This window comes from Polaribacter sp. M10 (assembly GCF_054968445.1).
The window spans coordinates 90,530-115,067 of sequence record NZ_JBSSBG010000011.1 but is presented as its reverse complement, the minus strand read 5'-3'; the positions used below and the strand labels follow the sequence as shown (position 1 = coordinate 115,067).

Genomic DNA, 24,538 nt, shown 5'->3' with positions numbered 1-24,538 from the left:
TCACCACAAACAAACAAAAATCAACACAATTAATATCGGTTTTTAATAATCAGGAAATGAAATCAATCTTGAAAATGGGAGTATAAATTTAAAAAGTAGTCTAAAATTCTAAATTTATCGAATATTATTGAGTGCGTCTTTTTATAGATTTCTTCTTTTTACGCATTTTGGCAAACATCTGTTTGTAGATTTCGACGTTTATTTCTGCTTTTCTTTCCGAAATTATTTTTGAAAAATCGAAATTTAGCTTAGAATCTTGTCTTTTTAACTTATCATCTTGAAAAGCTCGTTGCAAAACATCTTCAATTAAAAAGTCTTCATTATCAAATTCTGGATGATATTCTGTTTTAAGAGACAGTTTAAAAACATTTGCTGTGGTGTTATACCAAAATGCTTTCCAACCGCTTCTTAAATTTTTTATGTTATCAAAAGCAGTTTTGCCTGTTTGACGATAGATTAACTTTATAAGTATACGACCTTCTGTTCTGGTCATTTTTTTTATTTGGTCTGTGAATTCACCTTCAATGTATTTTTGAACAAGTCTTGTATATTTCTTTCGTTTACTTTTAGACTCAATTTTATTTAAACGTACATTTAAAGAGTCTAATCTTTCTGATGCCAATTGCGCATAAGGATATGCTTTAAACACTTTTCTACGAAACCATAAATAATATCGAATATCATTTTTAGATTTAAACTTGTGTTTTGGCAATAAGGTTATTTCATCTAACTTAATAATGATACTATCTCCTGGTTTTACTAAAATATAATCATCATAATTAATAGGTAACGAATCTAATTCTTCCTTTTTTTGAGAAAAAGAAGTAATTGAAAATAGTATTATATATATGTAGAGGATTTTTTTCATTTAATAATTGTTCTCGAAACAATTTGTAATCGTGTTTAGTTGATTTTAAATAATAGCATAAGGTGTCATTATATATATCAAAAAGATTGCCAAGATCTATTTAACTAATCTTATATATAAAATCTTGTTCTGATATAATACTGATTCCTAAATTTTCTGCTTTAGCTAATTTTGATGGCCCCATATTATCGCCAGCAACCACAAAGTTTGTTTTTTTAGATATTGAAGAACTTACTTTACCTCCATTATCTTCTATGGCTTTTTTTAATTCGTTTCTACTCATTTGATGAAAAACACCAGAAACCACAAATATTTGTCCTTGTAATTTGTCTGTTTGATTTTCTAAACTTTCTGCTGATACTTCTAATTGAACTCCCACAGATTTTAATTTTTGTATGAGTTGGATATTATTTAAGTCGTTAGAAAAATTAATGATGCTTTGCGCAATTCTATCGCCAATTTCATCAACAGCAATTAAAGTTTCGAAATCGGCTGTCATTAAATTATCAATAGATTTAAAATGTTTTGCTAATTTTTTAGCAACAGTTTCACCAACAAAACGAATTCCGAGTGCAAATAATACTTTCTCAAAAGGTATTTCTTTTGATTTTTCGATTCCGTTAATCATATTCTGAGCAGATTTTTCTGCCATTCTTTCTAACGGAATAACTTGCTCAACTTTTAAATCGTATAAATCAGCATAATTATGAATTAAACCTTCTTTACGTAATAAGTCTACAGTTTCTCCACCCAAACCATCAATATCCATAGCTTTTCTGCTGATAAAATGCTGAATTCTACCTGTAATTTGAGGCGCACATCCAAATTCATTTGGACAATAATGTTTAGCATCACCTTCTGTTCTTACCAATTGGGTTCCACATTCAGGACAATGAGTTGCGTAAATTGTTGGCGCAGAGTTTTCTGGACGTTTTGTAAAATCGACAGCAATTATTTTTGGAATAATTTCTCCTCCTTTTTCTACAAAAACAGTATCATTTTCTCTAATATCTAATTTTTCTATTTGATCTGCATTATGCAAAGAAGCTCTTTTTACAGTTGTGCCTGCCAATTGAACTGGTTCTAAATTTGCAACTGGGGTAATTGCGCCTGTTCTACCCACTTGATATGTAATTTCGTTTAAAATAGTTGATACTTGTTCTGCTTTAAATTTATAAGCAATAGCCCATCTTGGCGCTTTTGATGTATACCCTAATTCTTCTTGTTGTTGTAAATTGTTTACTTTTATAACAACACCATCAGTTTCGTAAGGTAAATCGTGTCTTTTTGCATCCCAATAATTTACAAATTGAAAAACTTGATCAATTGATTTTGCTAAAGTGATTGTTTCTGGAACTTTAAAACCTACTTTTCTGGCATTTTCTAAACTCTGAAAATGTGTTTTGTATTTACGCTCTTCTGTTACTACTTGATACAACAAACAATCTAAAGGTCTTTTGGCAACTTCTGTACTGTCTTGTAATTTTAAACTTCCGCTTGCGGTGTTTCTCGGATTTCTATAAGCCTCTTCTCCATTTGCAACACGTTCTGCATTCATTTTACTAAAACCTTCTAATGGCAAAATGATTTCGCCACGCATTTCGAAGTTTTTTACAAAGTCTTTTTTTATGGATAATGGAATAGAACGAATTGTTTTTATATTATTGGTAACTTCATCTCCTTGAAAACCATCTCCTCTTGTTACCGCTTTTACAAACTGACCATTTTCGTAGGTTAAATTGATAGATGCTCCATCATATTTAAGCTCGCAAGTATATTCAGTTTCTGTTGTACCTAAAACTTTTTGTACTCGTTTTTCCCAGTCTAATAAATCTTCTTTTGAGTAAGAATTGTCTAAAGAATACATTCTGTTTTTATGGGTAATTGTATTAAAGTTTTTGGTTATGGTACCTCCTACTCTCTGTGTTGGTGAATTTGAATCGAAAAATTCTGGATTTTCTTTTTCTAATTTTTCTAATTCTTTGAGTTTGATATCGAATTCAAAATCTGATATTGTAGCATTATCTAACACATAATAATTGTAATTATGTGTGTTTAACTCATCACGAAGTGATTCTATTTTTTGTTGAATAGTCATTCTTTTGATAAAAAAATTAATCTTGCTTAGTACCTTTTAAACAAGTTTTTTAGTTTTTTCCTTTTTCTTTTTCTATACAAGTCATTTTATAATGCTTATCATCATTTACTTTAATGAGTGTAGCATATAATAAACCTTCTGTTGCCCAGTAATATCTAAACCCTAAACCATCTACCATTCTGCTTGCACTTGTGCCTGCTGTAAATTCTTTAGGCGCTTCTGGAATTTGATAATAAGGCAGTTTATTTTGAACACTCATTTATTAAAGTTGTATAGAATATTTAATTTCTAATTTTTTGATAAAAATAAGTAAAAGAATAATGAATTTAAAGTTGATTTAAAATTACTTTACTTGTTTTTATGATAGTAAAATTTAATACAATTCTAAAAGTTAGCAAACAAGTTTAGCCCAGATTGAAATGGCATCCTTTTTTTGTTTTTTCGCAAAAAAAGATATAATGGAAAGCTGGAAATAGCTACAAAAAAACAAACCCCGAAATTATAAAAATTTCGAGGATATTGTTAAGTTAACTATTTATAATTAAGGATGCTCTATTTTAATAATAGGTAAAACGTCTTACTTTTGCAATGTATTTTGCCAAACGAATTACTTGGTGCGAATAGCCATATTCATTATCGTACCAAACATAAACTACAATGGTTTCTTTATCTGCTATGGTAGATTTGCTATCGAAAATTGATGGTGCTGTACAACCAATAATATCTGAAGACACCAATTCATTATCTAAAGAATATTTTATTTGCTCTATTAAATCGCCTTCTAATGCTGCTTGTTTTATAATTGCATTTACAGCATCTGTTGTAACTGGTCTTCTTAATTGTAAGTTTAAGATTGCTAAAGATCCGTTTGGAACTGGAACTCGAATTGCATTCGATGTTAATTTACCTTCTAAAACAGGAATTGCTTTAGAAACTGCTTTACCTGCACCTGTTTCTGTAATTACCATATTTAAAGCTGCAGCTCTACCTCTTCTGTATTTGCTATGGATGTTATCTACTAAATTTTGATCGTTTGTATATGCGTGAATGGTTTCTAGATGGCCTTTTTTAATTCCGAAATTGTCTTCTAATACTTTTAAAATAGGCGTAATTGCATTTGTTGTACAAGATGCTGCAGAAAAAATATCTACTTTATCTGGGTTATATTGTTTGTGATTTACGCCATGTACAATATTTGGAATTCCTTTACCTGGTGCAGTTAATAAAACTTTACTTGCTCCTTTTGCTTTTAAATGTCTTGCCAAAGCAACATCGTCTCTAAAAGCACCTGTATTATCAATAATTAAAGCATCGTTAATTCCGAATTTTGTATAATCGATGTCTTCTGGATTATTGGCAGAAATCATGGAAACTGTTGTTCCGTTAATAATTAAAGCTTCGTGTTCTAAATCGGTTTGTACTGTTCCTAAAAAATCTCCGTGAACAGAATCTACACTTAATAAAGAGGCTCTTTTTTCTAAGATTGATTGCGAAATTTCGCCACGAGTTACAATAGCTCTTAATCTTAATTGAGATCCTTTACCCATTTTAGTCATTAATTCTCTTGCTAATAAACGACCAATTCTACCAAAACCATATAATACTACATCTTTTGGTGTGATATTTTTGGCTTCTTTTACATTTTTTAATTGTTTTTTTACAAAAGCAACTTTATCTACACAGGCTTTTGGATTTAAATAACATTCATAAGCCAACTTACCAATATCTAATTTAGATGCTGGCAAATCTACTTGCTCAATTGCTTTGGCAATACTTAACACATCTTCGATTGTAATTTTCTTATTTACAAACTCTTTTGCATAATTGATAAGGTTTAAAATTTCACTGGCTCTTTTGTCTTGCAATTGGTTTCTAAAAAGTACTAGTTCTATAGATTTATCGTACCATAAATTATTTAAGATATTAATAAATTCTACTGTGGCTTTTCTTGTTTGTGCTTGCAAAACAACTTCTTTTTCGTAATTCAGAGTTAATGACATAGCTTAATTAATTGATTAATGTTTCTGCAAAAGTATTTCTTTTTTTTACAATACGAAATCGATTTCGTATAAAATTTAGCATAAAAAAAATCCTGATTAAAAAATCAGGATTTTTACAAAGTTTAATACTATTTAAAAACGGAATCTTTCTTTTTCGCCAGATAAACTTATAAGTTCTATTAAATTATTTCTGTAATTAGAATTCGATAAATTATCTATAAGTTGCGCTGCTTTTTCTGCATTGTCTACTTCCTTACCATTAATTTTTGTAATGATATAGCCAGATAAATCGTTTCTTTTATCTGCAGTGTACTCAATTTTTACACCTTTGGTAACATTTCTTTTTTTCTTTTCTTTTGAAGTTAAGTCTTTTAATTGCCATCCAAAAGTTTCCGCGATAATTTGTTTTACTTTTTTAGTTAAAACAATATTTTTGGTGATTAAATCTCCATCTCTTTCAATGGTAACATTAATATTGTCTCCTGGTCTTTTAGAAGTTAATTGTCCTTTTAACTCAGAGAATTTAGAAATCTTTACATTATTGATACTTTTAATAATGTCTCCTTCTTTTAATTCCATTTTTTTACCTTCTTCATAAAACACCTTACCTACTTTAACACCTTCTTCTGTATAATCAGTATCTACTGCAATGCCTAAAATTGCCTCTTGTACAACTCCAAATTCTAATAAATCATCTACAATTTTCTTAGCGATATTAGAAGGAACTGCAAAAGAATATCCCACAAAAGAACCAGTTTTAGATGATATTGCAGTATTTATACCTACTAATTCTCCTCTAATATTTACTAAAGCTCCTCCACTATTTCCAGGATTAACTGCAGCATCTGTTTGTATAAAAGATTCTATATTTCTATTCCCTTCTAAATCTCTACCTTTTGCACTAATAATACCAGCTGTTACTGTAGAAGTTAAATTATAAGGATTACCCACTGCTAAAACCCATTCACCAATTTTAATATTATCAGAATTTGCGAAAGGTGTATATGGTAATTCCATATCTGCATCAATTTTTAACAAAGCAATATCATTATTAGCATCTGCACCAATTAATTCTGCTTTGTATTTCTTTTGATTGTTTAAGGTAATCTGAATATCATTTGCATTATCAATTACATGATTGTTGGTTACAATATATCCATCAGACGAAATAATAACTCCACTACCTGTACCCACTTGCTCAAATTTTCTTTGTCCATTTCCATTACCAAAGAAAATATCTAAAGGATTTGTTTGTGTTCTTATGGTTGTGTTTTTAACGTGTACTACAGAATTTACTGTTTTTTCTGCGGCTAAAGTAAAATCTATAGTTGCTGCATTTAACCTTGGTGATTCGTATGCTGTATTAAAGTTTGTTTGCACTGTTTGTGCACTGTTTGGTAGTGTTCTTTCTATCACTACAGTATCATTAAAAAGCAATTTGTAACCTCCTAGTGTTAGAGCGCCTCCCAAAATTGCCATGCCTAGTAAACTAAAAAATCTCTTCATAATTCTAAATTTTTAATTATTCAAATATACAATTTTAACATTTTCAAAAAATCTGTTTAACTGGTTTTTAACGGTTTTTAACCACGTTTTAACAGCCAATCTTTGTTAACAAAATCATTACATTTGCACCATGAATTTGACGTTTTATAAATATCAAGGAACAGGAAATGATTTTGTGATGATAGATAACAGAACAAAAATCTTTCCAAAAAACAATACTGACAAAATTTCACAAATTTGTGACAGACATTTTGGTGTTGGTGCAGATGGCATTATTTTAATTGAAAATGATGAGGAGTACGATTTTAAAATGATTTATTTTAATGCTGATGGTAGTCAGACTTTTTGTGGTAATGGAGGTAGATGCGCAGTTGCTTTTGCAAAATTTTTAAATATCATTGATAAAAAGACTACTTTTTTAGCTTTTGATGGGCAACATTTTGCTGAAATAAATGATGGTATTGTTAGTCTTCATATGATTGATGTTGATGAGATTGATGTTAAAGAAAATTCCGTTTTTGCTTACACAGGCACACAACATCATGTAGAAATGGTTGATGAATTAGATGATTATCCTGTTTTTACAAATGGTAAAAAAATTAGATATTCTTATGCAGCCCCAGGAAGTAATGTAAATTTTGCGCAACAAATTAATGAAAATACCTTTAGAGTTAGAACTTATGAAAAAGGTGTAGAAGATGAAACCTTGGCCTGTGGTACAGGAGTTACAGCAGTGGCAATTGCCATGCATAAAACACAGAAAACAAAAAGCAACTCCATTTCTTTACCTGTAGAAGGTGGTTTGCTAGAAGTATCTTTTACAGAACAAAATGGAAAATATACCAATGTATTTTTAAAAGGACCTGCTGAATTTGTTTTTAAAGGAGATATTGTAATCTAATGAAAACATTAAAAGGTAAAAAACTTAATTTAAGAGCTATAGAACCAGAAGATTTAAATTTTCTACACACCATAGAAAACAACGAATTATTCTGGGAAGTTAGCCATACACAAACCCCTTTTTCTAGATATGTGTTAAAACAATATTTAGAAAATGCGCATTTAGATATTTATGAAACCAAACAACTGCGTTTGGTTATCGAAGAAAAAGAAAATAAAGAACCTGTAGGAATGATTGATTTGTTCGATTTTAATCCTCAGCATAAAAGAGCAGGAATTGGAATTTTAATTCATCCTTATTATCAAAATAAAGGTTATGCTTCTGAAGCTTTATCCTTATTAATTAATTATTCTTTTTCTTATTTAAATTTGCATCAATTGTATGCGAATATTACTTCTGATAATGAGAAGAGTTTGGCCTTATTTAAAAAACATAATTTTAAAAAAGTAGGTCTTAAAAAAGATTGGATTTTATCAAACAGAAAGTTTAAAGATGAAATTTTATTTCAATTGATAAAAGAGTAATTTTGCAATCATCACAAAAAATAAAAATAAATTGGGTAAAAAAATTTTATACATATTAGGTTTTGTCTTTTTATTAGGAGGAGTTTTAGGATACAACTATTATCAAAAAATATTTGGTGAAGCCATAACCGAAGATTATATATTATATGTGCAAGCTAATGACAGCATGGTTGATGTAAAAGAAAAAATTGCAGACCACTCTAAAAACCCAAATACATTTCTATGGGTAGCTGCCAAAAAAAACTTTTCTAAACCTAAAACTGGTCGTTATTTATTAAAAAAAGGAATGTCTAATAACGATTTGGTTAATATGCTAAGAAGTGGCAACCAAGCCCCTTTAAAAATTTCGTTTAACAACCAAGATACTCTAGAAAAATTTGCGGGTAGAATTGCTGAGCAATTAGAAATGGATTCTATTGCCGTCTTAAATTCTTTTACAGATCAAGATTTTTTATCAAAAAATAAAATGAATAAAAAATCGGTGTTGCAAATCTGTATTCCTAATAGTTACGAATTTTATTGGACAGTTTCTGCAGATAAATTTAGAGATCGAATGTTAAGAGAGTATAATCGATTTTGGAATACCTCTCGACTTGCAAAAGCAAAAGCTTTAAAATTGTCTAAAGAAGATGTAATTACTTTGGCTTCTATTGTGCAAAAAGAAACCGCACAAAAAGTAGAAAGACCCATTGTTGCTGGTTTGTACTTAAATCGATTAAATAATGGTTGGCCTTTACAAGCAGACCCAACAATAATCTACTGCATTAAAGAAGTAAAAGGACAAGATTATGTTGTAAAACGAGTTTTAAATGCCGATTTACAAATTAATTCACCTTATAATACCTATAAAAATAGAGGCTTACCTCCTACTTTAATTGCAATGCCAGACATCTCTTCTATAGATGGTGTTTTAAATGCACAAAAGCATAATTACTACTATATGTGTGTAAATGTAGATAAGTTTGGATATCATTCTTTTGCCAAAACTTTAGCACAACACAACAGAAATGCAGCCAAATATCAAAAATGGTTGAACGAAAAAGGAGTAAACAGGTAATTTTTCTAAAAAATTATCTCATAAAATGTCAAAAAAAATTATTTTTTTCACAAAAGGAAACGTAATAGTTTTCCAATTCTGCTAAGAAAACGACCTTTTATCTATATAATTTACAATTTCGACGAAATTAATAGACTGATATTCAGTAGATTCAAATTATGTCATACATTTGCAGACCGAAATTAAAATGATTTTTTATGATCAAAAAGTTTTTATTAATAACAATTGTATTTGTACTTTTTGTAAATGCTACTGCAGTAAATACAACCTCTGTTAATACAACTACAGAAATAACAAAAACAGAAATGCTACCTGTTTATGTTGATTATAATATCCCTTATTTAGAAAAAAATTACGTGGCTTTTAAAGAAGCTGTTGCTTTTAAAGAATCTCAAGGTAAATATCATGTGGTAAATACACTTGGTTATTTAGGAAAATACCAATTTGGTAGAACAACTTTAGAGCGATTTAAAATTTATGATACTTCTGCTTTTTTACAAAATCCTGAACAACAAGAAAAAGCTTTTATGGCTTTGTGTAAAGTTAACAAATGGATTTTAAGAAAAGACATTAAACGTTCTGTTGGTAAAACCATAAACGGAGTTTTAATTACAGAATCAGGAATTTTAGCAGCTGCACATTTAGGTGGTGCAGGAAACGTAAAAAAGTTCTTAAGAAGTAATGGAGCTATTGGTTTTTCTGATGCTTATGGCGCAACCATTCGTTCTTACATGAAACGATTTGCCAATTACGATGTTTCTAATATAGAAGCAGACAGGTTGGCCACAGTTTAAAAGTTGATAAACTTTTAATGCTAACTATTTCTGAATAATAAATATTGCTGGCCTTTTGTGCAGATTAGGTTGTTGATGTTTCCAATCTTTTATGGTCATTGTTTTTATATATTCTGATGACAGTGTAATATCTGCTGCAATACACAAACTGGTTTGCGGAGATAGAATTGCTTTTAAATCGGCTAACATTTTTTCGTTTCTGTAAGGAGTTTCAATAAAAATTTGAGATTGATTTTTATCCCCAGAAATTCGTTCTAACTCTTTAATAGCTCTTTTTCTATCACTTCTATCAATGGGTAAATAGCCATTAAAAGCAAAGTTTTGCCCATTAAAACCAGAACTCATCATTGCCATTAAAATAGAACTTGGCCCAACCAAAGGTACCACTTGAATGTTTTTTTCGTGAGCTAATTTTACAATACTTGCTCCAGGATCTGCAATGGCTGGCACACCTGCTTCAGATAATAAACCTACATTAAAACCTTGCTCACAAACATCTAAATATTGTTGCGTTTCTTCTTCTACAGCATATTTATCTAACAACTTAATAGTTAAATTGGGCTGCTGTTTTTTAGGTGATATTTTTTTGATAAACCTCCTTGCAGATTTCTCATTTTCTACAATATAATAATTGATTTCTTCGATTACTTTTTTTACTGATATAGGCATTACCTCTAAAGGTTCAGTTTCATCACCTAAAGTAGTCGGAATTAAATAGAGTTTACCAATCATTTTGTAGTTTTAAGAGACTAATTTAATAAATATATTAAGACAATTTTTCAGCAATAATTTCGCAAGCTTGGTCTAACATTTTATACACATTTTCAAAACCTAGTTTACCTCCATAATAAGGATCTGGAACTGATACATTTTCATTAGGATACACCTCGTTTAAAATCATTTTAACTTTTGCTTTATCAGCTGTATTTCTTGCTAAGGCAATAATATTTCGATAATTGCTTTCATCCATGGGATAAATAAAGTCAAAATTATCAAAATCTTTTACGGTAAATTTTCTTGCTCTTTGGTTGGTAATATTTATACCATATTTTCTAGCAACTTCTATAGAGCGTTCATCTGGCAAATTACCAACATGATAAGCTCCTGTACCAGCAGAATCTACAAAAATAGTATCCGAATTAATTTTAGATTGTAAAATACCTTCTGCTAATGGCGAACGACAAATATTCCCCAAGCAAACCATTAGTACTTTTATCATTTAAAATTTAAGTTTTAAAACGTTAACTTCTTTGTTAAATCGTCGACGTATTTTTTGAATTGTTTATCAGTTTCTGTTAGGTTGTCTACTGTTTTACAAGCGTGCAATACAGTTGCATGATCTCTTTGCCCAATTTGATTACCAATACTTGCTAAAGAAGTTTTTGTTAATCTCTTAGCAAAATACATTGCCAATTGACGAGCTTGTACAATATGACGTTTACGAGTTTTAGATTGTAAAGTAGCCACATCCATATCAAAGTATTTAGAAACTTCTTTCTGAATGTAATCTATAGAAACTTCTTTTTTAGTGTTTTTAACAAACTTATCTACAATCTGTTTGGCCAACTCTAAAGAGAATTCTTTTCTGTTAAAAGAGGCTTGTGCAATCATAGAAATTAAAACACCTTCTAATTCTCTAACATTCGATTTTATGTTTTTTGCAACGTACTCAATAATATCTTCTGGCATTTCTACACCATCTCTATACAATTTATTTTGTAAGATAGATATTCGTGTTTCGTAATCTGGCGATTGCAATTCTGCTGATAACCCCCATTTAAAACGAGATAACAAACGTTGTTCTATATCTTGCATATCTACAGGAGCCTTATCCGAAGTTAAGATTACCTGTTTTCCATTTTGATGTAAATGGTTAAAAATATGAAAGAATACATCTTGTGTTCCTGCTTTACCAGATAAAAATTGAACATCATCAATAATCAAAACATCTATCATTTGATAGAAGTGAATAAAATCATTTCTTGTGTTCGATTTTACTGAATCTATAAACTGTTGTGTAAATTTTTCTGAAGAAATATATAAAACAGTTTTATCTGGATATTTGTCTTTTATATCTACACCAATAGCATGTGCTAAATGAGTTTTTCCTAAACCAACACCTCCATAAATTAGTAATGGATTAAAAGAAGTTCCACCTGGTTTATTGGCTACAGCCATACCTGCAGAACGTGCTAATCTATTAGAATCGCCTTCTATAAAGTTTGCAAAACTATAATTTGGGTTTAACTGAGACTCAATTTTTACTTTTTGTAAACCTGGAATAATAAAAGGATTTCTTAATTCTCTTTTATTAGATTCTAAAGGAACAGTAACCTTTTGAGGCTTTAATGGATCTCTATTAGAACTCGGAATTTTAACAATTTGCGGTCTGTTACTACTATAATTGTTTTCCATTTTTACATCGTAAATCAATTTGGCATCATTCCCCAATTTTCTTACCAATGCAACTCTTAAAAGTTTAATATAGTGCTCTTCTAACCATTCATAAAAAAATTTACTAGGTACTTGAATAGTCAATGCCTCTCCAGAAAGTTTTACCGGTTTTATTGGTTCAAACCAAGTTTTGTAAGCTTGTGGCTTAATGTTGTCTTTTATAAAAGACAGACAGTCAGTCCAAACGGAATCAGCGGTGTTACTCATTTAATTTACTGTGTAATTTTTTTTAAAATTCTAATATTTTGGCTCTCACAAGAACCTGTGAACCCTTTTTCTTAAGCACCACAAAAGTGTGAATAAATTTCATCATAAAAAAATGAAATTACTATTGATTATTAATTATTTTTTACGTAGACTGCACAAAAAATTAAACATATCGTTTGAAAAAATTTTTAACAAAAACTAGAGTTCGATATTCTGAAACTGACCAAATGGGTGTAGTTTATCATGGAAACTACGCTCAATTTTTTGAACTGGGCAGAACTGAATGGCTGCGTAAGTTGGGGGTCACTTACAAAGATATGGAAATTAGTGGGATAATGCTTCCCGTAATTTCTTTAAAATGTAATTTTTTAAAATCTGCCATGTATGATGATCTTTTAACTATTGAAACTTGCTTAGTTAAAAAGCCTATGGTAAAAATTGAGTTTGATTATAAAATTACCAATCAGAACGATGAATTAATTTGCACAGGAAATACTGTATTGGCTTTTATGAATATGGAAACTAAAAAACCTACAAGATGCCCTGATTATTTATTAGAAAGCTTGGGGTATTAGAATTAAAATTATAAAACATTTGCTTTTATCATTCTATCATTTTTAAACAAATCTTTTTTCAATACGATATTTTTAAAAGCTTTTTCTTTTAACATCTTTACAGTTTCTAATCCTAAGTATTGATTAATTTCAAAGAATAAAATTCCATTTTTAGTAAGGTGATTTTTTGCCAATTCAGCAATTTTATCATAAAAAATAAGAGGATCATCATCGGAAACAAACAACGCTAAATGGGGTTCATTTTCTAAAACATTATTCTGAATTTCCGCTTTTTCGAGTTCTCTAACATAAGGTGGATTAGATATAATAATATCATAACTTTCTGGTAAAATATTAGTTTTTAAAATATCTTTTTCAATAAAGTTTATGTTTACTTTATTGAATTCTGCATTCTTTTTAGCCATTTTTAAAGCATCAGAAGAAACATCAATAGCAGAAATTGTAGCATTTTTTAAATTTTTAGCCAATGCAATTGGTATGCAACCAGAACCTGTACCAATATCTAAAATGTTAGTTATTTTATTATTTTCTAAAGTTAGTTTTTCTACTTCATTAATAATCCATTCTACCAATTCTTCTGTTTCTGGTCTTGGAATTAAAGTATTTTCATCAACCAAAAAAGGATAACCATAAAACTCGGTTTTGCCAATAATGTATTGAATGGGTTCTTGCTTTTTTAATCTTTTTAAAACTTTGTTTAAAGTTGATACTTTAGCTTCATCAATTTTAAAATCAGGTTTTAAAACAGTATCAATTCTTTGTAAACCTAAATATTCTTCTATCAGCAAAAAGAAAAAAGAAGCGATTTCTGTTGTGGGATAAACTTCTGAAAGCTCATTTTTAAAATGATTTCGGAATTCATTTAATATCATATCAGTTATAATAATGGGCTAAAAAAACGGCAAAGACGTTCTAATGTTTTTTGTTTAATAGATCTTTTTCTAAAGGTGGCAAAATCTAATTTATGGGCTTTATTTTTTCTTTCGTTAAATTCTTCTTTTACCTCTAAAGTTTTGTCTTTGTCAAAAAGAATTGCATTTAGTTCGTAATTATGCTCAAAACTTCTGCAATCGAAATTGGTAGACCCTATTGAAATAATTTCGTCATCGATAAAAATTACTTTACTATGAGAAAAATCATCACGCAAATAAATTTCTACCCCCGCTTTTAACAAGGCTTCAAAATAAGAATACATGCTATAATTGGCAATTTTAGAATCCCCTTTTTTGGGTAATAATAAAGTAACTTTTACGCCACTTAAAGCCGCAATTTTAAAGGCTTCTAAAATTGAAAATGTGGGAATAAAATAAGGATTTAAAACACAAATACTTTTCTCTGCCAAGTTTATAAAGCTTAAATACTGCTGCATAACCACAGATTGCTCGTAATCTGGCCCACTTGAAACAATTTGTAATTTGGTATTTCCTTTTACATTACAAGGCGTTAAATAGGCATCATTATTTGATAAATCTTTGTTTGTTGCAAAATAATAATCCTTTAAAAAAGTACTGTGAATACTATTTACTGCGCAACCTTTTACCTGGATATGAGTGTCTTGCCAAATACCTAAATCATCATCATTTATATATTCATCAGAAATATTAACACCTCCAACAAAACCAATTTCATTATCGATTACAGCAATTTTTCTATGATTTCTGTAGTTTAAAGAAAATAAAAAAGTACCATAGGCAAAAGGAGTTTCTGGGTACAATTTAACCCCAATATCTTTTAATTTTCGCTTCGATTTTTTACTCAATTTATAACTGCCAAACGTATCGTAAATAAATCTAACTTCTATATTTTCTTTAATTTTTTGCTCTAAAATTTCTATAATTTCATTTAAAACTTGTCCATCTTCAATCATATAATATTGTAAATGAATAAAGTTTTTTGCTTGTTTTAACGCTTTATTTAAGGCTATAAAAGTTTCTTTTCCGTTTTTTAATAAAACAACTTCATTATCATTTTCTACACTACAATTTGTGTTGGCATAAATGAGTTGAGATATTTTTTTTTGTTTCGTATTTTCTAAAATATCGAGATTTGCATCGCCCTTATTTTTAAAAAATTCTTTTATGTGTTTCTTTCTTTTTTTGGTTTCTTTTAACTCAAAAAACTTTATTTTTCTTCTGTTAATTCCGAATAAAATAAAGCCAAAAACACCAACAAAAGGAAAGAAAAAAGTGATTAATACCCAGCTTAACGATTTAGAAGGTTTTACGCCAAAATATAAGACATTGTAGAATGCCCAACTGAATAAAATAAAATGTAAAATTCCTAAAACATAAAAAATCATATTATTCAATTTCTTTAAGCATCCAAACGTTACAAGAATAATGGCAAGTATTACCCATTGGTTTTTCTAAATTTTTAAACCCATATTTTTTATACAATTTTACTGCAGCTTCCATATAAGGTAAAGTTTCTAAGTAACAGTTTTCGAAACCGAATTCTTTGGCTTTTTCTAAACAAACCGAAATTAATTTGGTTCCCAAACCTTTACCTCTAGCAATGGGCAAAAAATACATTTTTTGTAGTTCGCAAGTGTTGCCTTCAAAATTATCCAATTGCGCAACCCCTGCTCCACCCACAACTTCGTTATTATATTCTACAACAAAATAAGCTGCTTTTTCTTTTTGATAAGTTTCAAACATGGCATCTGTGGCTTTATCCTCATAAGCAGTACCCACTTTTGGTGCGCCCATTTCTAGAATAACTTCTCTAACTACATTGGCCAATTGTAAATTATCTTTTGATTCTATTTCTCTAATGATAAAATCTGTACTTGTCATTTATTACTGTATTTTTGCAAGAGCAAGTTACCTATTTTTTTAAATACTTTTGATGAAAAAGGCATTCTATTTTTTAAGTTTATTGATACTATTTTTTAGTTGTTCAGTAAAAAAACAACCCATTTTTATAAAGGTTGATGATGTAAAATTTATAAGTTTTGCATCAGATACCATACAATTGCAAGCCAATGCTTTTTTCGAAAATCCGAATGATGTTGGTGGTAAAATTTCTACGGATGATATTGTTATACTTGTAAATAACATTGAAGTTGCTCAGGTTTTTTCTGATGAATTTAAAGTACCTGCAAAAGATAAATTTACGATTCCTTTAACCGCAAAAATATCGACTAAAAAACTATTGAATTCTGATAAAAACGGAGTGTTAGGTGGTTTGATTAATTCTTTTATCTCTAAAAAAGTAAATGTTAGAATAAAAGGGAATCTAGAGTATGTTGTTTTTGGTTTTAAAAAAGAATTTATTGTGGATAAAACCGAAGAAATAAAAATTAAATTTTAGTCCATTTGTTTACCATTCATCATTAAAAAAACAAAAATCATTAATCACGAAATTTACATAAAGCGCTGTTTACAAATCGCTAAAAACGGATTTGGTACTACAAGACCAAATCCAAGTGTTGGTGCTGTAATTGTTTTAAATGATAAAATAATTGCAGAGGGTTTTACTTCTGAATACGGAAAAAATCATGCAGAAGTAAATGCTGTAAACACTGTAAAAGATAAATCTGTTTTAAAAGATGCCACAATTTATGTAACCTTAGAACCTTGTTCGCATTTTGGTAAAACTCCACCTTGTGCAGATTTATTAGCAAAATATCAATTTAAAAATGTTGTTATTGGTTGCAAAGACACAAACAATTTGGTGGCAGGAAAAGGAATTGAACGTTTGCAAAAAGCAGGAATTAATGTGATTGTTGGTGTTTTAGAGGATGAATGCAGAAAACATCATAAAAGATTTTTTACGGTTCAAGATAAAAAAAGACCTTATATTATTTTAAAATGGGCAGAAACTAAAGATGGTTTTGTTGCTCCTTTAGAAAAAGACACACAAGCCCCAGTTTGGATTTCTAACAAATATTCGCAACAAATTGTACACAAACTAAGAGCAAAAGAACACGCAATTTTAGTAGGCACAAATACAGTTTTTGCAGATAATCCTAAATTAAATGTTAGAACTTGGTTTGGCAACAACCCAATTAGAATTGTTTTAGATAAAAATTTACGCATACCAATAACAGCGAATATTTATGACAAAAGTATAAAAACCATCATTTTATATGATGCCAAAAGTGTAGCCCTTAATAAAAGTGATTTTATAAATGATGTTTCTATAATAGATAAAACTAAAGAACATCAACTGGTTTTTGAAAGTATTGATTTTAATCAAAATTTAGCTCAAGAAATTTGTACTGTTTTGCAAAAACATAAAATTCAATCTTTAATTATAGAAGGTGGTACACAAACTTTACAAACATTTATAGATGCTAATCTTTGGGATGAAGCTAACGTTTTTATTGGTGATAACACTTTTAAAACAGGAATAAAATCGCCAATTTTATCAGCAAAAATTACATCAGAAAGAAAAATAAAAAACGATATTTTAAAAATTTACAACAATGATTAAGAATATAATTTTCGATTTTGGAGACATATTTATCAACTTAGATAAAGAAGGAACTTACAAAGCGATGGCTGCTTTAGGCGTAACTGAAATTACTCCAGAAATGATCGATGTTTACCATCAATATGAAAAAGGATTAATGACAACAGAAGATTTTATCAACTTCTATTACAATAAATTTGAAATCAATAAAACAGATTTAGTAGCTGCTTGGAATGCTGTTTTGTTAGATTTTCCTCAGAGACGTTTAGACTTTTTAAAAGAATTAGCTACTAGTAAAAAATACAGATTATTTTTATTAAGCAACACCAACGATTTACATATAAAATCAGTAATAGATACTGTTGGCGAAACTTTTTTTAACGAGTTTAAAGATTGTTTTGAGCAATTTTATTTATCGCATGAAATTCATTTTAGAAAACCCGATTCAGAAATTTATGAGTTTGTTTTAAACGAAAATAATTTAGTTGCAGAAGAAACTTTGTTTGTAGACGATTTAAAAGAAAATACAGATTCTGCCAATAAATTAGGCATTCAAACTTGGAATTTAACTCCAAAACAAGAAGATGTAACCCAATTATTCTCTAAAACCAATATTTAATTGATTTACCTTTTATTGAGTATCCTTTTTTCTACAGGATTATTTGTTATTTTTAAATATTTTGGCATTTTTAAAATAGATGTTTTAAAGGCAATATTTATAAATTATATTGTTGCTTTTATCATGGGTTTTGCATTTACCGAAAACAGTTTTTCTTTTGCAGAAATTCCGAATCAACCTTGGTTTATTGGTGCTACTTGTTTAGGTGCATTATTTGTTTCGATATTTTTTGTAATGGCCATGACTGCACAAAAAAATGGCGTTTCTGTAACTTCAGTAGCTGGAAAAATGTCGGTTGTTATTCCTGTTTTTTTTGGCGTATTTCTATACAATGAATCTGTTACTTTTTTAAAAATTGCAGGAATTATTATTGCTTTAGTTGCGGTTTATTTAGCTTCTGTTAAAGAAAAATCTACAACTTCTAAAAATGCTGGTTTGTTTTTTCCTGTTCTTTTGTTTTTAGGTTCTGGGGCTATAGATACTGTTTTAAAATTTGTAGAATCTAATTATGTACCAAAAAACGAAGTTTCTATTTTTTCTGGTAGTTTATTTGGTATTGCTGCAATTTTTGCAGCTATTATTTTAATAATAAAAACCATAAAGAAAAAAGAACCTTTTGGCATTAAAAACATTATTGCTGGTGTAATTTTAGGAATCCCAAATTACTTTTCTATTGTGTTTTTAATTAAAGCTTTGCAAACTGAAGGTTTTGAAAGTTCTACTCTTTTTACCGTTAATAATGTAGGTATTGTACTACTTTCTACACTAGTTGGTATTGTGGTTTTTAAAGAACAATTTAGTGTTAAAAATAAAATTGGTGTAGCATTAGCAATTTTAGGAATTGTAATTGTAGCTTTGGCTTAATGGAAAATGATAGTTATAAAACAATTGTAAACCCTTCTAAAGAAACACTTTTTAAAGAAAAAGGAAGTAAGTTCTTTGGTTATGCTTTTCCTGTTTTACATGAAGATGATGTTAAAGATTGTTTAGAAAACTTAAGAAAAACTCATCATGCTGCTCGTCATTTTTGTTATGCTTACCAATTAGGAATTGAAGACATTAAATATAGAGCAAATGATGATGGCGAACCTAATAATTCTGCAGGACTCCCAATTTACGGACAAATACAATCTTTTGAAGTTACCAATATTTTAGTAGTTTCTGTTCGTTATTTTGGAGGCACAAAACTTGGTGTTGGTGGTTTAATTAGCGCTTATAAAACATCTGCACAAATTACTTTAGAAGCCTGTGAAATTGTAGAAAAAACAATCGATGTTTTTTATAAATTGAATTTTGGTTATGATTTAATGAATAAAGTAATGCGCATTATTAAAGAGAAAAACATCAACCTTGTAGCTCAAAAAATGGAGCTTTCTTGTGAATACACCATATCCATCAGAAAAAAAGAAGCACAAACCATTTTTGACATTTTTGACAACCTCTATAAAGTTGATATTAAACTTCTTGATTAAATATTTAGATCAATCAATGAACAGCAAACCACAATGGTTTACCCTACTTTTTTAAATTCTTTTGCTTCTAAAAAATATTTACGAATCGATTTTGGAGGGCAAATTGTTGTCCAAGCAGTATAATCGAACCAAAATAATTCTCTTGTGATGGTTGTGCACAATTCTTTTTTATTATTATAAAAACGGATTGAAACCTTCATTTTATAATTACTAAACACGATACTTTCGCAAGCTAAATTCACAGAAAAAGCTTCTGTAAACAATAACCTTTTGTGTTGTATAATTTGATCGTTCTTTTTCTGCAAACCCACTTGTAGGTTGTTTAATTTAATTTTTGTAAATCCGTTTACATATAAAAAAGTTTCTAATATTTTAGATGAATAGTTTAAATAAGCTGCATTTTGCATCACCATAAAATCGTTTACATCTTCTCCTTTAACCCTATAAGTTCTTTGAAACATAGTTTTTTCGATTTAAAATGTTCTTGAAATGTTAAAGCCAAAATGAATATCACCTCCAAAAAAATTACCAGTATTTTCTGCTATAAAACTTTTTTCTATCATTGTAATGGCATTCGATAAAATTAATTGAAATACATGTCCGCCAGTTTCTATATCTACACCAAAAGCCAGTGAATTTCTAGCATTTATAGATTCAGATTTATCAAAAGCATAATAATACTCACTGTTTAAAGAAACTCTTTTACTTAATTTTAATCTACCTCCAAAACCAACAGCAAAAATATCGTGTGGATCTGCTGCTATTTTTACTGTATTTCTATGGATGTAAGTTGGAGTTACTTGAAACGAAAAAGACTCGCTAAACTTTCTTGCCAATAAAACTTGCCCAACATAAAACAAGCTTTCTGCAAAAGTTCTTTTATCTGCAGGATCGTAATCTTTAATAGTTTTTACGGCAACACTTCCAAAAAGTGAAATGGCTACCGGAAATGAATTCTCTCCTTTTCGTTGTTTTATTAAACTATATTTTAAAAAAGAATCGTAAGTTTTTTCGAAACTACTTCTACCAAAACCTGCTGTTAAATTGTCTGTTACTCCATATTCTAAAGCAAAACGAATGTTAGATTGGTCTAATCCAAAAAGCTCATCAAAGCCTAAATTTATAGCACCAAATCTGTGCGAAATTATAAATTCTAACTCGCTGTCTTTTCTATTTTCTATAGAATGACCGTTTAAAATTCGGGTGCCTTTAAATGTTGATGTTACTATATTATCTATTGTACTTTTAGGTGTTTCATCTTCTAAAATATCTAATAAATCGTCTTGACAAAAAATTGAATTATGGATAAAAATCAGAAAAATGGTAAAGAATATTTTTTTCATTGTGCAGAATTATTTTTGATATGGTTGATGATTGAAATTGAAAGTAACTTTAATTTTTTTGGCTATATTTTTAGCTACAATTGCAGGTATTTTTACGTTAAAGTCTTCTAAGTTTATCATAAAATCACCAGAAACTAGAATTGTGTTGTTTTTCTTAATCATATTTGCAGCAATAACCATTTCTTTAGAAACTCCGTGAATGGTTAAAACTCCTTTTACTTGTTTTGTACTAACAACTTCATTTACTGTATTAAAATCTAAAATTTCGCCTTTAAAAGTTGCTTTCGGATATTTGTCTGACTCTACATAATTCTCGTTAAAATGTTCTTGCATTAATGCTTTTTCAAACAGAAAAGATTTCATTAAAATGGATATTGCCATTTTACTATTATCTGCATCAATAATGCTTAAAACTTGGTTGTTATCTGCTGTAATATCTTCCATTGGTGCTTTAGAAAAAAAATTGATAGCCCCATTTTTTGTTAAATATTTTCCTTGACTTTGAGTAATTGAAACCCATAAAAAACAGCAAATTAGCGTAAGTGTAATTTTCATATTTCTGTATTTTTTTTTTAATTAAAATTCTGATTTTACCAAAACAACATCCATCAAATAACCTGTGCAAATTCCTTTTACAGTGATAACCTGCCCCGTTTTTAAAGTGTTTATTTTTTTTGTTGCATTTTCGGACAAATGACAAAGTACGCCACCAAAATCATCTTGAGTTGTTAAAGTGATGATGCCTTTACCTTTTTCTATTTTTATCGTAGAAATAGTACCAGTTACAGCTATTATTTTTTCTAAGTATTTACTGTTAGCCGTTTTTTCATCCGAAGAAAATTCTTCTAAAATTGCATTTGCAGAAACACTAATATCTGCAGATGTTTCTGTTATGTTTCTATGTGGCTTATTGTACATTTTATATCCTAAAAATGCACCAAGAATTACAACAACTAGAGCTGATAAAATTATTTTCTTTTTATTCATAGCTTCTAATTTTAATTATTTAATGCGCCTGCATCTACCCAACAACTTATCGCTTCTATTTCTGCAGTTGTTAAAGAACCTCCTTGAGGCATTCTTCTGCTTACCACTTCTGCTTTTACGCTGCTTGCGTTTGCACTTGTGCCATTATAAGTAGTTAAGTTTGGAAAATTACCACCTGTTCCATGACATTGTATACAATTGTTGTCTATAATTGGTTTTACATTTAGAGTGTAGGTAATTGTTGCACACGGATCTGTTTCTGGTGTTTCTTCAATTGTCTCTTCTACGTTTTTTAAACAAGAAGCAAGTAAAATGGATACAGAAAAGAGCAACAAAGCATTTCTTAATTTTAGTAGGTTGTTCATTTAAATTCGGTTTTAGTGTTACCGTAAAATAAATGATTTACAACTGTTTATAAACTATTAAGTTCTTTGAAAGAGAAAGAAAAAAGGTTTAAAGGGAAAAAAATAAGTTAAAAAGGAAAGAGAAACTCACTAAAAAAACTAAATACTTAGCCATTGTTTAAATTCGGCAGCTTTGTTTTTACTGATAATTATTTCTTCGGATGTTTTAGATTGTAATAAAATTTTTAACTGACTATTTCCGTATTTAATAATTTTATCAATGGCTGTTATACTTATTATAAATTGTCTGTTAGCTCTAAAAAATAAGGTTGAGTTTAAGTTTGTATACATATCATCTAAACTTAAATTTGTTGTAGATTTTTTACCATCAAAACAAACCACATACGTTATTGTGTTTTCTGTATACACAAAAGCAATATCTTTTGTTGCAATGGGCACTAACTCGTTTCTAACATAGGTAAGAATTCGTTCTTTTTCTTTTTCTGATGATTCTTGTTTTACAGTTTCTTTAGGTATTTCTGCTACTTTTTCTTTGTAAGAAACCAAATCTGTATTTAATTTAGAAAGGTTTACAACTTCTGATGTTAAATTGGTATTTCTTAACTCCAATTGTTTTTCATAAGCACTACCAATAACTCTAACTGCTAAAAACGAAAGCACAATTATTAAAACTCCCATCACCAGAAAAATCAAATAAAAATTGCTTTTTAAAGTATTCATTTGAATCGAAATACTTTTAATATTTACGTTGGCAGCTATAATTAAATCTGAATTTTTAATGGGCGAAATATGAATAATTTCTGAAGATGAATTTGTATCTGAATTTACCAATAAATCGTACAAATTATCAGAATTGTTTTTCTCTTTTAAAGAAGCCAATAAAGTTTGATTTGAGCTAACCAACTGCCCCACTTTGGTTTTATCAGGGTTTGCAACCTCTTTTCCACTCCAATTAAAAACACTAATAAACCAACTATCTGTATTAGTATTTTCTATAATTTGCTGAACGTTTTTTACAATTCCTTCTTTTTTTATACCAGATGATAATTGAAAATCGATCAGTTTTGCAATTTCATTTGCTTCTCGTTTACTAGATTCTACTTGCACTTCTATCAACTGATTAGCACTAACTTTAATAAAATATTTAGAAGCAAACATAGCAACCAAAAGAAAAATGGCTGCAATAGATAAAAAAGTTAAAAAATAAAGTTTGTCTTTTTTCATTTAAAAATAGAATGTTGAAATATACCACTATTCTTTTCTTATTGTCAAGATTTTATTCCTCTTTAAAGCATTTTTTTCGCTTTCAGAAGGTTTTGTTTTTTAAAAACAATAGTTTTCATTTTCTTTGATGCCATATGAAAGCAAAAAGCATCTTTTATAGCATAACTATTCTTTTAGTAATTTTACTGAGTATTCTATATTTTACGAAGCCTTTTTTTAAATTGAGTAACAAAAACGTTGAAAATGAAGTTACTGAATACAATTTAAAAGCAACAGATTTGGTAAATTATTATGCCAATAACGAAGCCAAAGCAAACCTATTATACACAGGAAAAATTATAGAAATTACAGGTACAATTAAAGAAATTAGCTATTTAAATGATAGAAATACCATTATTTTAAATAGTAATTCTGAAACATTTGGAGTAATTTGCGATATCAACCCAAATCAAAGAGAAAAATTACATCATCTAAAACAACATCAAAAAATTAAAGTAAAAGGTATTTGCAAAGGATTTTTAAAAGATGTTATATTTTTAAATTGCTCAATAGATTTACCAATCAATGAATAAATTATTACCACTTTTTTTTCTGATTATTTCTTTTGCTGATTTTAATGAAAAACAAAATCAATTTATTGCAAGACAAGGTCAAATTTCTTTCTTCTCTTATACTTCTGTTGAAAATATTGAAGCCAAAAACAATCAAGTTCTTAGCATTTTAGATATAAAAAAACAAGAAATTGCAATTAGTATGTTAATGCGTGCTTTTGTTTTTAAAAAGGATTTAATGTACGAGCATTTTAATGAAAGTTATATTGAATCTGACATTTATCCAAAGGCAAATTTTGAAGGAAAAATTATTGATTTTGATATAAAAACCAATCAAAATCAAACCAAAATTATTCGCGGAAAATTAACCATTCATGGAATTACAAAAGAAATAGATATTAAAACCACCATAGTAAACAACGATGGTAATTATACACTTTCTGGTACTTTTGAGCTTTTAGTTAACGATTTTGAAATTAAAATTCCGCCAATTTTATCTAGTAATATTGCCAAAACCATTTCTATAAAGTTTAACTTTCAATACAAACCTTATGAAGAATAAAAACATTTTTAAACT

General features: G+C 28.8%; 29 protein-coding genes. 12 read left to right on the top strand and 17 right to left on the bottom strand.

What is annotated here, in order from left to right:
• Positions 1 to 124 precede the first annotated feature (124 nt).
• The 5 genes from ACWYN7_RS11420 to ACWYN7_RS11400 form a co-directional block, all read right to left on the bottom strand.
• Positions 125 to 868 carry a DUF4294 domain-containing protein gene (locus ACWYN7_RS11420; RefSeq protein ID WP_462860091.1) on the bottom strand — a complete coding sequence of 248 codons (744 nt, stop codon included), beginning with the start codon at positions 866 to 868 and terminating at the stop codon, positions 125 to 127.
• Between the two features lie 100 nt (positions 869 to 968).
• Positions 969 to 2,966 carry an NAD-dependent DNA ligase LigA gene (gene ligA, locus ACWYN7_RS11415; RefSeq protein ID WP_462860090.1) on the bottom strand — a complete coding sequence of 666 codons (1,998 nt, stop codon included), beginning with the start codon at positions 2,964 to 2,966 and terminating at the stop codon, positions 969 to 971.
• 49 nt (positions 2,967 to 3,015) lie between these two features.
• Complete coding sequence (locus ACWYN7_RS11410) at positions 3,016 to 3,225, bottom strand: hypothetical protein (RefSeq protein ID WP_462860089.1); 210 nt, start codon at positions 3,223 to 3,225, stop codon at positions 3,016 to 3,018.
• A 298-nt stretch (positions 3,226 to 3,523) separates the two neighbouring features.
• Positions 3,524 to 4,966, bottom strand: coding sequence for a glyceraldehyde-3-phosphate dehydrogenase (locus ACWYN7_RS11405; protein ID WP_462860088.1), 1,443 nt, complete (start codon positions 4,964 to 4,966; stop codon positions 3,524 to 3,526).
• Between the two features lie 132 nt (positions 4,967 to 5,098).
• A complete protein-coding gene (locus tag ACWYN7_RS11400; protein ID WP_462860087.1) occupies positions 5,099 to 6,472 on the bottom strand; it encodes a trypsin-like peptidase domain-containing protein in 1,374 nt (457 codons plus the stop codon).
• Positions 6,473 to 6,602: 130 nt separating this feature from the next.
• Between ACWYN7_RS11400 and dapF the strand changes: the two genes are divergently transcribed.
• The 4 genes from dapF (at position 6,603) to ACWYN7_RS11380 (ending at position 9,748) form a co-directional block, all read left to right on the top strand.
• On the top strand, positions 6,603 to 7,373 hold the full coding sequence (dapF, locus tag ACWYN7_RS11395) for a diaminopimelate epimerase (RefSeq protein ID WP_462860086.1): 771 nt from the start codon (positions 6,603 to 6,605) through the stop codon (positions 7,371 to 7,373).
• Positions 7,373 to 7,897 (top strand): GNAT family N-acetyltransferase, encoded by a 525-nt coding sequence (locus tag ACWYN7_RS11390; protein WP_462860084.1) that lies wholly within the window; start codon positions 7,373 to 7,375, stop codon positions 7,895 to 7,897. Before dapF ends, ACWYN7_RS11390 begins: the two co-directional genes overlap by 1 nt.
• 31 nt (positions 7,898 to 7,928) lie before the next feature.
• Positions 7,929 to 8,954, top strand: coding sequence for an endolytic transglycosylase MltG (gene mltG, locus ACWYN7_RS11385; RefSeq protein WP_462860083.1), 1,026 nt, complete (start codon positions 7,929 to 7,931; stop codon positions 8,952 to 8,954).
• A gap of 197 nt (positions 8,955 to 9,151) precedes the next feature.
• Complete coding sequence (locus ACWYN7_RS11380) at positions 9,152 to 9,748, top strand: peptidoglycan-binding protein LysM (protein ID WP_462860082.1); 597 nt, start codon at positions 9,152 to 9,154, stop codon at positions 9,746 to 9,748.
• A 24-nt stretch (positions 9,749 to 9,772) separates the two neighbouring features.
• On the opposite strand, the gene ACWYN7_RS11375 is transcribed toward ACWYN7_RS11380, so the two are convergent.
• From ACWYN7_RS11375 to dnaA, 3 genes are read right to left on the bottom strand one after another with little or no spacing between them, the layout of a single operon-like run.
• Positions 9,773 to 10,480, bottom strand: a complete 708-nt coding sequence (locus ACWYN7_RS11375) for an SAM-dependent methyltransferase (protein WP_462860081.1) — start codon at positions 10,478 to 10,480, stop codon at positions 9,773 to 9,775.
• 34 nt (positions 10,481 to 10,514) lie between these two features.
• Complete coding sequence (locus ACWYN7_RS11370; protein ID WP_462860080.1) at positions 10,515 to 10,967, bottom strand: low molecular weight protein-tyrosine-phosphatase; 453 nt, start codon at positions 10,965 to 10,967, stop codon at positions 10,515 to 10,517.
• Positions 10,968 to 10,981: 14 nt separating this feature from the next.
• A complete protein-coding gene (gene dnaA, locus ACWYN7_RS11365; protein ID WP_462860079.1) occupies positions 10,982 to 12,409 on the bottom strand; it encodes a chromosomal replication initiator protein DnaA in 1,428 nt (475 codons plus the stop codon).
• Between the two features lie 176 nt (positions 12,410 to 12,585).
• Here dnaA and ACWYN7_RS11360 point away from each other — a divergent pair, with 176 nt between their 5' ends.
• On the top strand, positions 12,586 to 12,984 hold the full coding sequence (locus ACWYN7_RS11360) for an acyl-CoA thioesterase (RefSeq protein WP_462860078.1): 399 nt from the start codon (positions 12,586 to 12,588) through the stop codon (positions 12,982 to 12,984).
• Between the two features lie 8 nt (positions 12,985 to 12,992).
• Here ACWYN7_RS11360 and prmC read toward each other — a convergent pair whose 3' ends face one another.
• From prmC to ACWYN7_RS11345, 3 genes are read right to left on the bottom strand one after another with little or no spacing between them, the layout of a single operon-like run.
• Positions 12,993 to 13,856 carry a peptide chain release factor N(5)-glutamine methyltransferase gene (gene prmC / locus ACWYN7_RS11355; protein ID WP_462860077.1) on the bottom strand — a complete coding sequence of 288 codons (864 nt, stop codon included), beginning with the start codon at positions 13,854 to 13,856 and terminating at the stop codon, positions 12,993 to 12,995.
• Positions 13,857 to 13,861: 5 nt separating this feature from the next.
• Positions 13,862 to 15,283 (bottom strand): cardiolipin synthase, encoded by a 1,422-nt coding sequence (gene cls, locus ACWYN7_RS11350; protein ID WP_462860076.1) that lies wholly within the window; start codon positions 15,281 to 15,283, stop codon positions 13,862 to 13,864.
• 1 nt (position 15,284) lies between these two features.
• Entirely contained in the window at positions 15,285 to 15,779 is a 495-nt protein-coding gene (locus tag ACWYN7_RS11345; RefSeq protein WP_462860075.1) for a GNAT family N-acetyltransferase, read from the bottom strand.
• Between the two features lie 52 nt (positions 15,780 to 15,831).
• On the opposite strand from ACWYN7_RS11345, the gene ACWYN7_RS11340 reads away from it, so the two are divergent.
• Genes ACWYN7_RS11340 through ACWYN7_RS11320 form a run of 5 tightly spaced genes read left to right on the top strand, consistent with a single transcriptional unit; the run spans position 15,832 to position 19,491 of the window.
• A complete protein-coding gene (locus tag ACWYN7_RS11340; protein WP_462860074.1) occupies positions 15,832 to 16,296 on the top strand; it encodes an LEA type 2 family protein in 465 nt (154 codons plus the stop codon).
• A 36-nt stretch (positions 16,297 to 16,332) separates the two neighbouring features.
• Positions 16,333 to 17,421 (top strand): bifunctional diaminohydroxyphosphoribosylaminopyrimidine deaminase/5-amino-6-(5-phosphoribosylamino)uracil reductase RibD, encoded by a 1,089-nt coding sequence (gene ribD, locus ACWYN7_RS11335; RefSeq protein WP_462860093.1) that lies wholly within the window; start codon positions 16,333 to 16,335, stop codon positions 17,419 to 17,421.
• A complete protein-coding gene (locus tag ACWYN7_RS11330; RefSeq protein ID WP_462860073.1) occupies positions 17,414 to 18,019 on the top strand; it encodes an HAD family hydrolase in 606 nt (201 codons plus the stop codon). Before ribD ends, ACWYN7_RS11330 begins: the two co-directional genes overlap by 8 nt.
• Positions 18,020 to 18,883, top strand: a complete 864-nt coding sequence (locus ACWYN7_RS11325; protein WP_462860072.1) for an EamA family transporter — start codon at positions 18,020 to 18,022, stop codon at positions 18,881 to 18,883.
• Positions 18,883 to 19,491: an IMPACT family protein gene (locus ACWYN7_RS11320; RefSeq protein WP_462860071.1), complete on the top strand. Its 609-nt coding sequence runs from the start codon at positions 18,883 to 18,885 to the stop codon at positions 19,489 to 19,491. Before ACWYN7_RS11325 ends, ACWYN7_RS11320 begins: the two co-directional genes overlap by 1 nt.
• 38 nt (positions 19,492 to 19,529) lie before the next feature.
• Here ACWYN7_RS11320 and ACWYN7_RS11315 read toward each other — a convergent pair whose 3' ends face one another.
• The 6 genes from ACWYN7_RS11315 to ACWYN7_RS11290 form a co-directional block, all read right to left on the bottom strand.
• Positions 19,530 to 19,952 (bottom strand): thioesterase family protein, encoded by a 423-nt coding sequence (locus ACWYN7_RS11315; protein WP_462860070.1) that lies wholly within the window; start codon positions 19,950 to 19,952, stop codon positions 19,530 to 19,532.
• Between the two features lie 12 nt (positions 19,953 to 19,964).
• Entirely contained in the window at positions 19,965 to 20,834 is an 870-nt protein-coding gene (locus ACWYN7_RS11310) for a DUF5777 family beta-barrel protein (RefSeq protein ID WP_462860068.1), read from the bottom strand.
• 9 nt (positions 20,835 to 20,843) lie between these two features.
• A complete protein-coding gene (locus ACWYN7_RS11305; protein ID WP_462860066.1) occupies positions 20,844 to 21,389 on the bottom strand; it encodes a YceI family protein in 546 nt (181 codons plus the stop codon).
• A 21-nt stretch (positions 21,390 to 21,410) separates the two neighbouring features.
• On the bottom strand, positions 21,411 to 21,821 hold the full coding sequence (locus ACWYN7_RS11300; RefSeq protein ID WP_462860065.1) for an OB-fold protein: 411 nt from the start codon (positions 21,819 to 21,821) through the stop codon (positions 21,411 to 21,413).
• 11 nt (positions 21,822 to 21,832) lie between these two features.
• Positions 21,833 to 22,186: a c-type cytochrome gene (locus tag ACWYN7_RS11295; RefSeq protein WP_462860064.1), complete on the bottom strand. Its 354-nt coding sequence runs from the start codon at positions 22,184 to 22,186 to the stop codon at positions 21,833 to 21,835.
• A 138-nt stretch (positions 22,187 to 22,324) separates the two neighbouring features.
• Positions 22,325 to 23,410 carry a LytR/AlgR family response regulator transcription factor gene (locus tag ACWYN7_RS11290; RefSeq protein WP_462860063.1) on the bottom strand — a complete coding sequence of 362 codons (1,086 nt, stop codon included), beginning with the start codon at positions 23,408 to 23,410 and terminating at the stop codon, positions 22,325 to 22,327.
• Positions 23,411 to 23,544: 134 nt separating this feature from the next.
• On the opposite strand from ACWYN7_RS11290, the gene ACWYN7_RS11285 reads away from it, so the two are divergent.
• Together ACWYN7_RS11285 and ACWYN7_RS11280 are read left to right on the top strand one after the other, a co-directional pair.
• Positions 23,545 to 23,982: an OB-fold protein gene (locus tag ACWYN7_RS11285; protein ID WP_462860062.1), complete on the top strand. Its 438-nt coding sequence runs from the start codon at positions 23,545 to 23,547 to the stop codon at positions 23,980 to 23,982.
• Positions 23,975 to 24,523 carry a YceI family protein gene (locus ACWYN7_RS11280; protein WP_462860061.1) on the top strand — a complete coding sequence of 183 codons (549 nt, stop codon included), beginning with the start codon at positions 23,975 to 23,977 and terminating at the stop codon, positions 24,521 to 24,523. Before ACWYN7_RS11285 ends, ACWYN7_RS11280 begins: the two co-directional genes overlap by 8 nt.
• Positions 24,524 to 24,538 lie beyond the last annotated feature (15 nt).

Bases quoted from the DNA above. Each gene is read 5' to 3' on its own strand.
- ACWYN7_RS11320 (WP_462860071.1), top strand. From the start codon at position 18,883: ATGGAAAATGATAGTTATAAAACAATTGTAAACCCTTCTAAAGAAACA.
- dnaA (WP_462860079.1), bottom strand. From the start codon at position 12,409: ATGAGTAACACCGCTGATTCCGTTTGGACTGACTGTCTGTCTTTTATA.
- ACWYN7_RS11420 (WP_462860091.1), bottom strand. From the start codon at position 868: ATGAAAAAAATCCTCTACATATATATAATACTATTTTCAATTACTTCT.
- prmC (WP_462860077.1), bottom strand. From the start codon at position 13,856: ATGATATTAAATGAATTCCGAAATCATTTTAAAAATGAGCTTTCAGAA.
- ACWYN7_RS11380 (WP_462860082.1), top strand. From the start codon at position 9,152: ATGATCAAAAAGTTTTTATTAATAACAATTGTATTTGTACTTTTTGTA.
- ACWYN7_RS11410 (WP_462860089.1), bottom strand. From the start codon at position 3,225: ATGAGTGTTCAAAATAAACTGCCTTATTATCAAATTCCAGAAGCGCCT.
- ACWYN7_RS11285 (WP_462860062.1), top strand. From the start codon at position 23,545: ATGAAAGCAAAAAGCATCTTTTATAGCATAACTATTCTTTTAGTAATT.
- dapF (WP_462860086.1), top strand. From the start codon at position 6,603: ATGAATTTGACGTTTTATAAATATCAAGGAACAGGAAATGATTTTGTG.
- ACWYN7_RS11345 (WP_462860075.1), bottom strand. From the start codon at position 15,779: ATGACAAGTACAGATTTTATCATTAGAGAAATAGAATCAAAAGATAAT.
- ligA (WP_462860090.1), bottom strand. From the start codon at position 2,966: ATGACTATTCAACAAAAAATAGAATCACTTCGTGATGAGTTAAACACA.
- ACWYN7_RS11300 (WP_462860065.1), bottom strand. From the start codon at position 21,821: ATGAATAAAAAGAAAATAATTTTATCAGCTCTAGTTGTTGTAATTCTT.
- ACWYN7_RS11405 (WP_462860088.1), bottom strand. From the start codon at position 4,966: ATGTCATTAACTCTGAATTACGAAAAAGAAGTTGTTTTGCAAGCACAA.
- ACWYN7_RS11310 (WP_462860068.1), bottom strand. From the start codon at position 20,834: ATGAAAAAAATATTCTTTACCATTTTTCTGATTTTTATCCATAATTCA.
- ACWYN7_RS11370 (WP_462860080.1), bottom strand. From the start codon at position 10,967: ATGATAAAAGTACTAATGGTTTGCTTGGGGAATATTTGTCGTTCGCCA.
- cls (WP_462860076.1), bottom strand. From the start codon at position 15,283: ATGATTTTTTATGTTTTAGGAATTTTACATTTTATTTTATTCAGTTGG.
- ACWYN7_RS11340 (WP_462860074.1), top strand. From the start codon at position 15,832: ATGAAAAAGGCATTCTATTTTTTAAGTTTATTGATACTATTTTTTAGT.
- ACWYN7_RS11295 (WP_462860064.1), bottom strand. From the start codon at position 22,186: ATGAACAACCTACTAAAATTAAGAAATGCTTTGTTGCTCTTTTCTGTA.
- ACWYN7_RS11290 (WP_462860063.1), bottom strand. From the start codon at position 23,410: ATGAAAAAAGACAAACTTTATTTTTTAACTTTTTTATCTATTGCAGCC.
- ACWYN7_RS11330 (WP_462860073.1), top strand. From the start codon at position 17,414: ATGATTAAGAATATAATTTTCGATTTTGGAGACATATTTATCAACTTA.
- ACWYN7_RS11390 (WP_462860084.1), top strand. From the start codon at position 7,373: ATGAAAACATTAAAAGGTAAAAAACTTAATTTAAGAGCTATAGAACCA.
- ACWYN7_RS11280 (WP_462860061.1), top strand. From the start codon at position 23,975: ATGAATAAATTATTACCACTTTTTTTTCTGATTATTTCTTTTGCTGAT.
- ACWYN7_RS11400 (WP_462860087.1), bottom strand. From the start codon at position 6,472: ATGAAGAGATTTTTTAGTTTACTAGGCATGGCAATTTTGGGAGGCGCT.
- ACWYN7_RS11305 (WP_462860066.1), bottom strand. From the start codon at position 21,389: ATGAAAATTACACTTACGCTAATTTGCTGTTTTTTATGGGTTTCAATT.
- ACWYN7_RS11375 (WP_462860081.1), bottom strand. From the start codon at position 10,480: ATGATTGGTAAACTCTATTTAATTCCGACTACTTTAGGTGATGAAACT.
- ACWYN7_RS11315 (WP_462860070.1), bottom strand. From the start codon at position 19,952: ATGTTTCAAAGAACTTATAGGGTTAAAGGAGAAGATGTAAACGATTTT.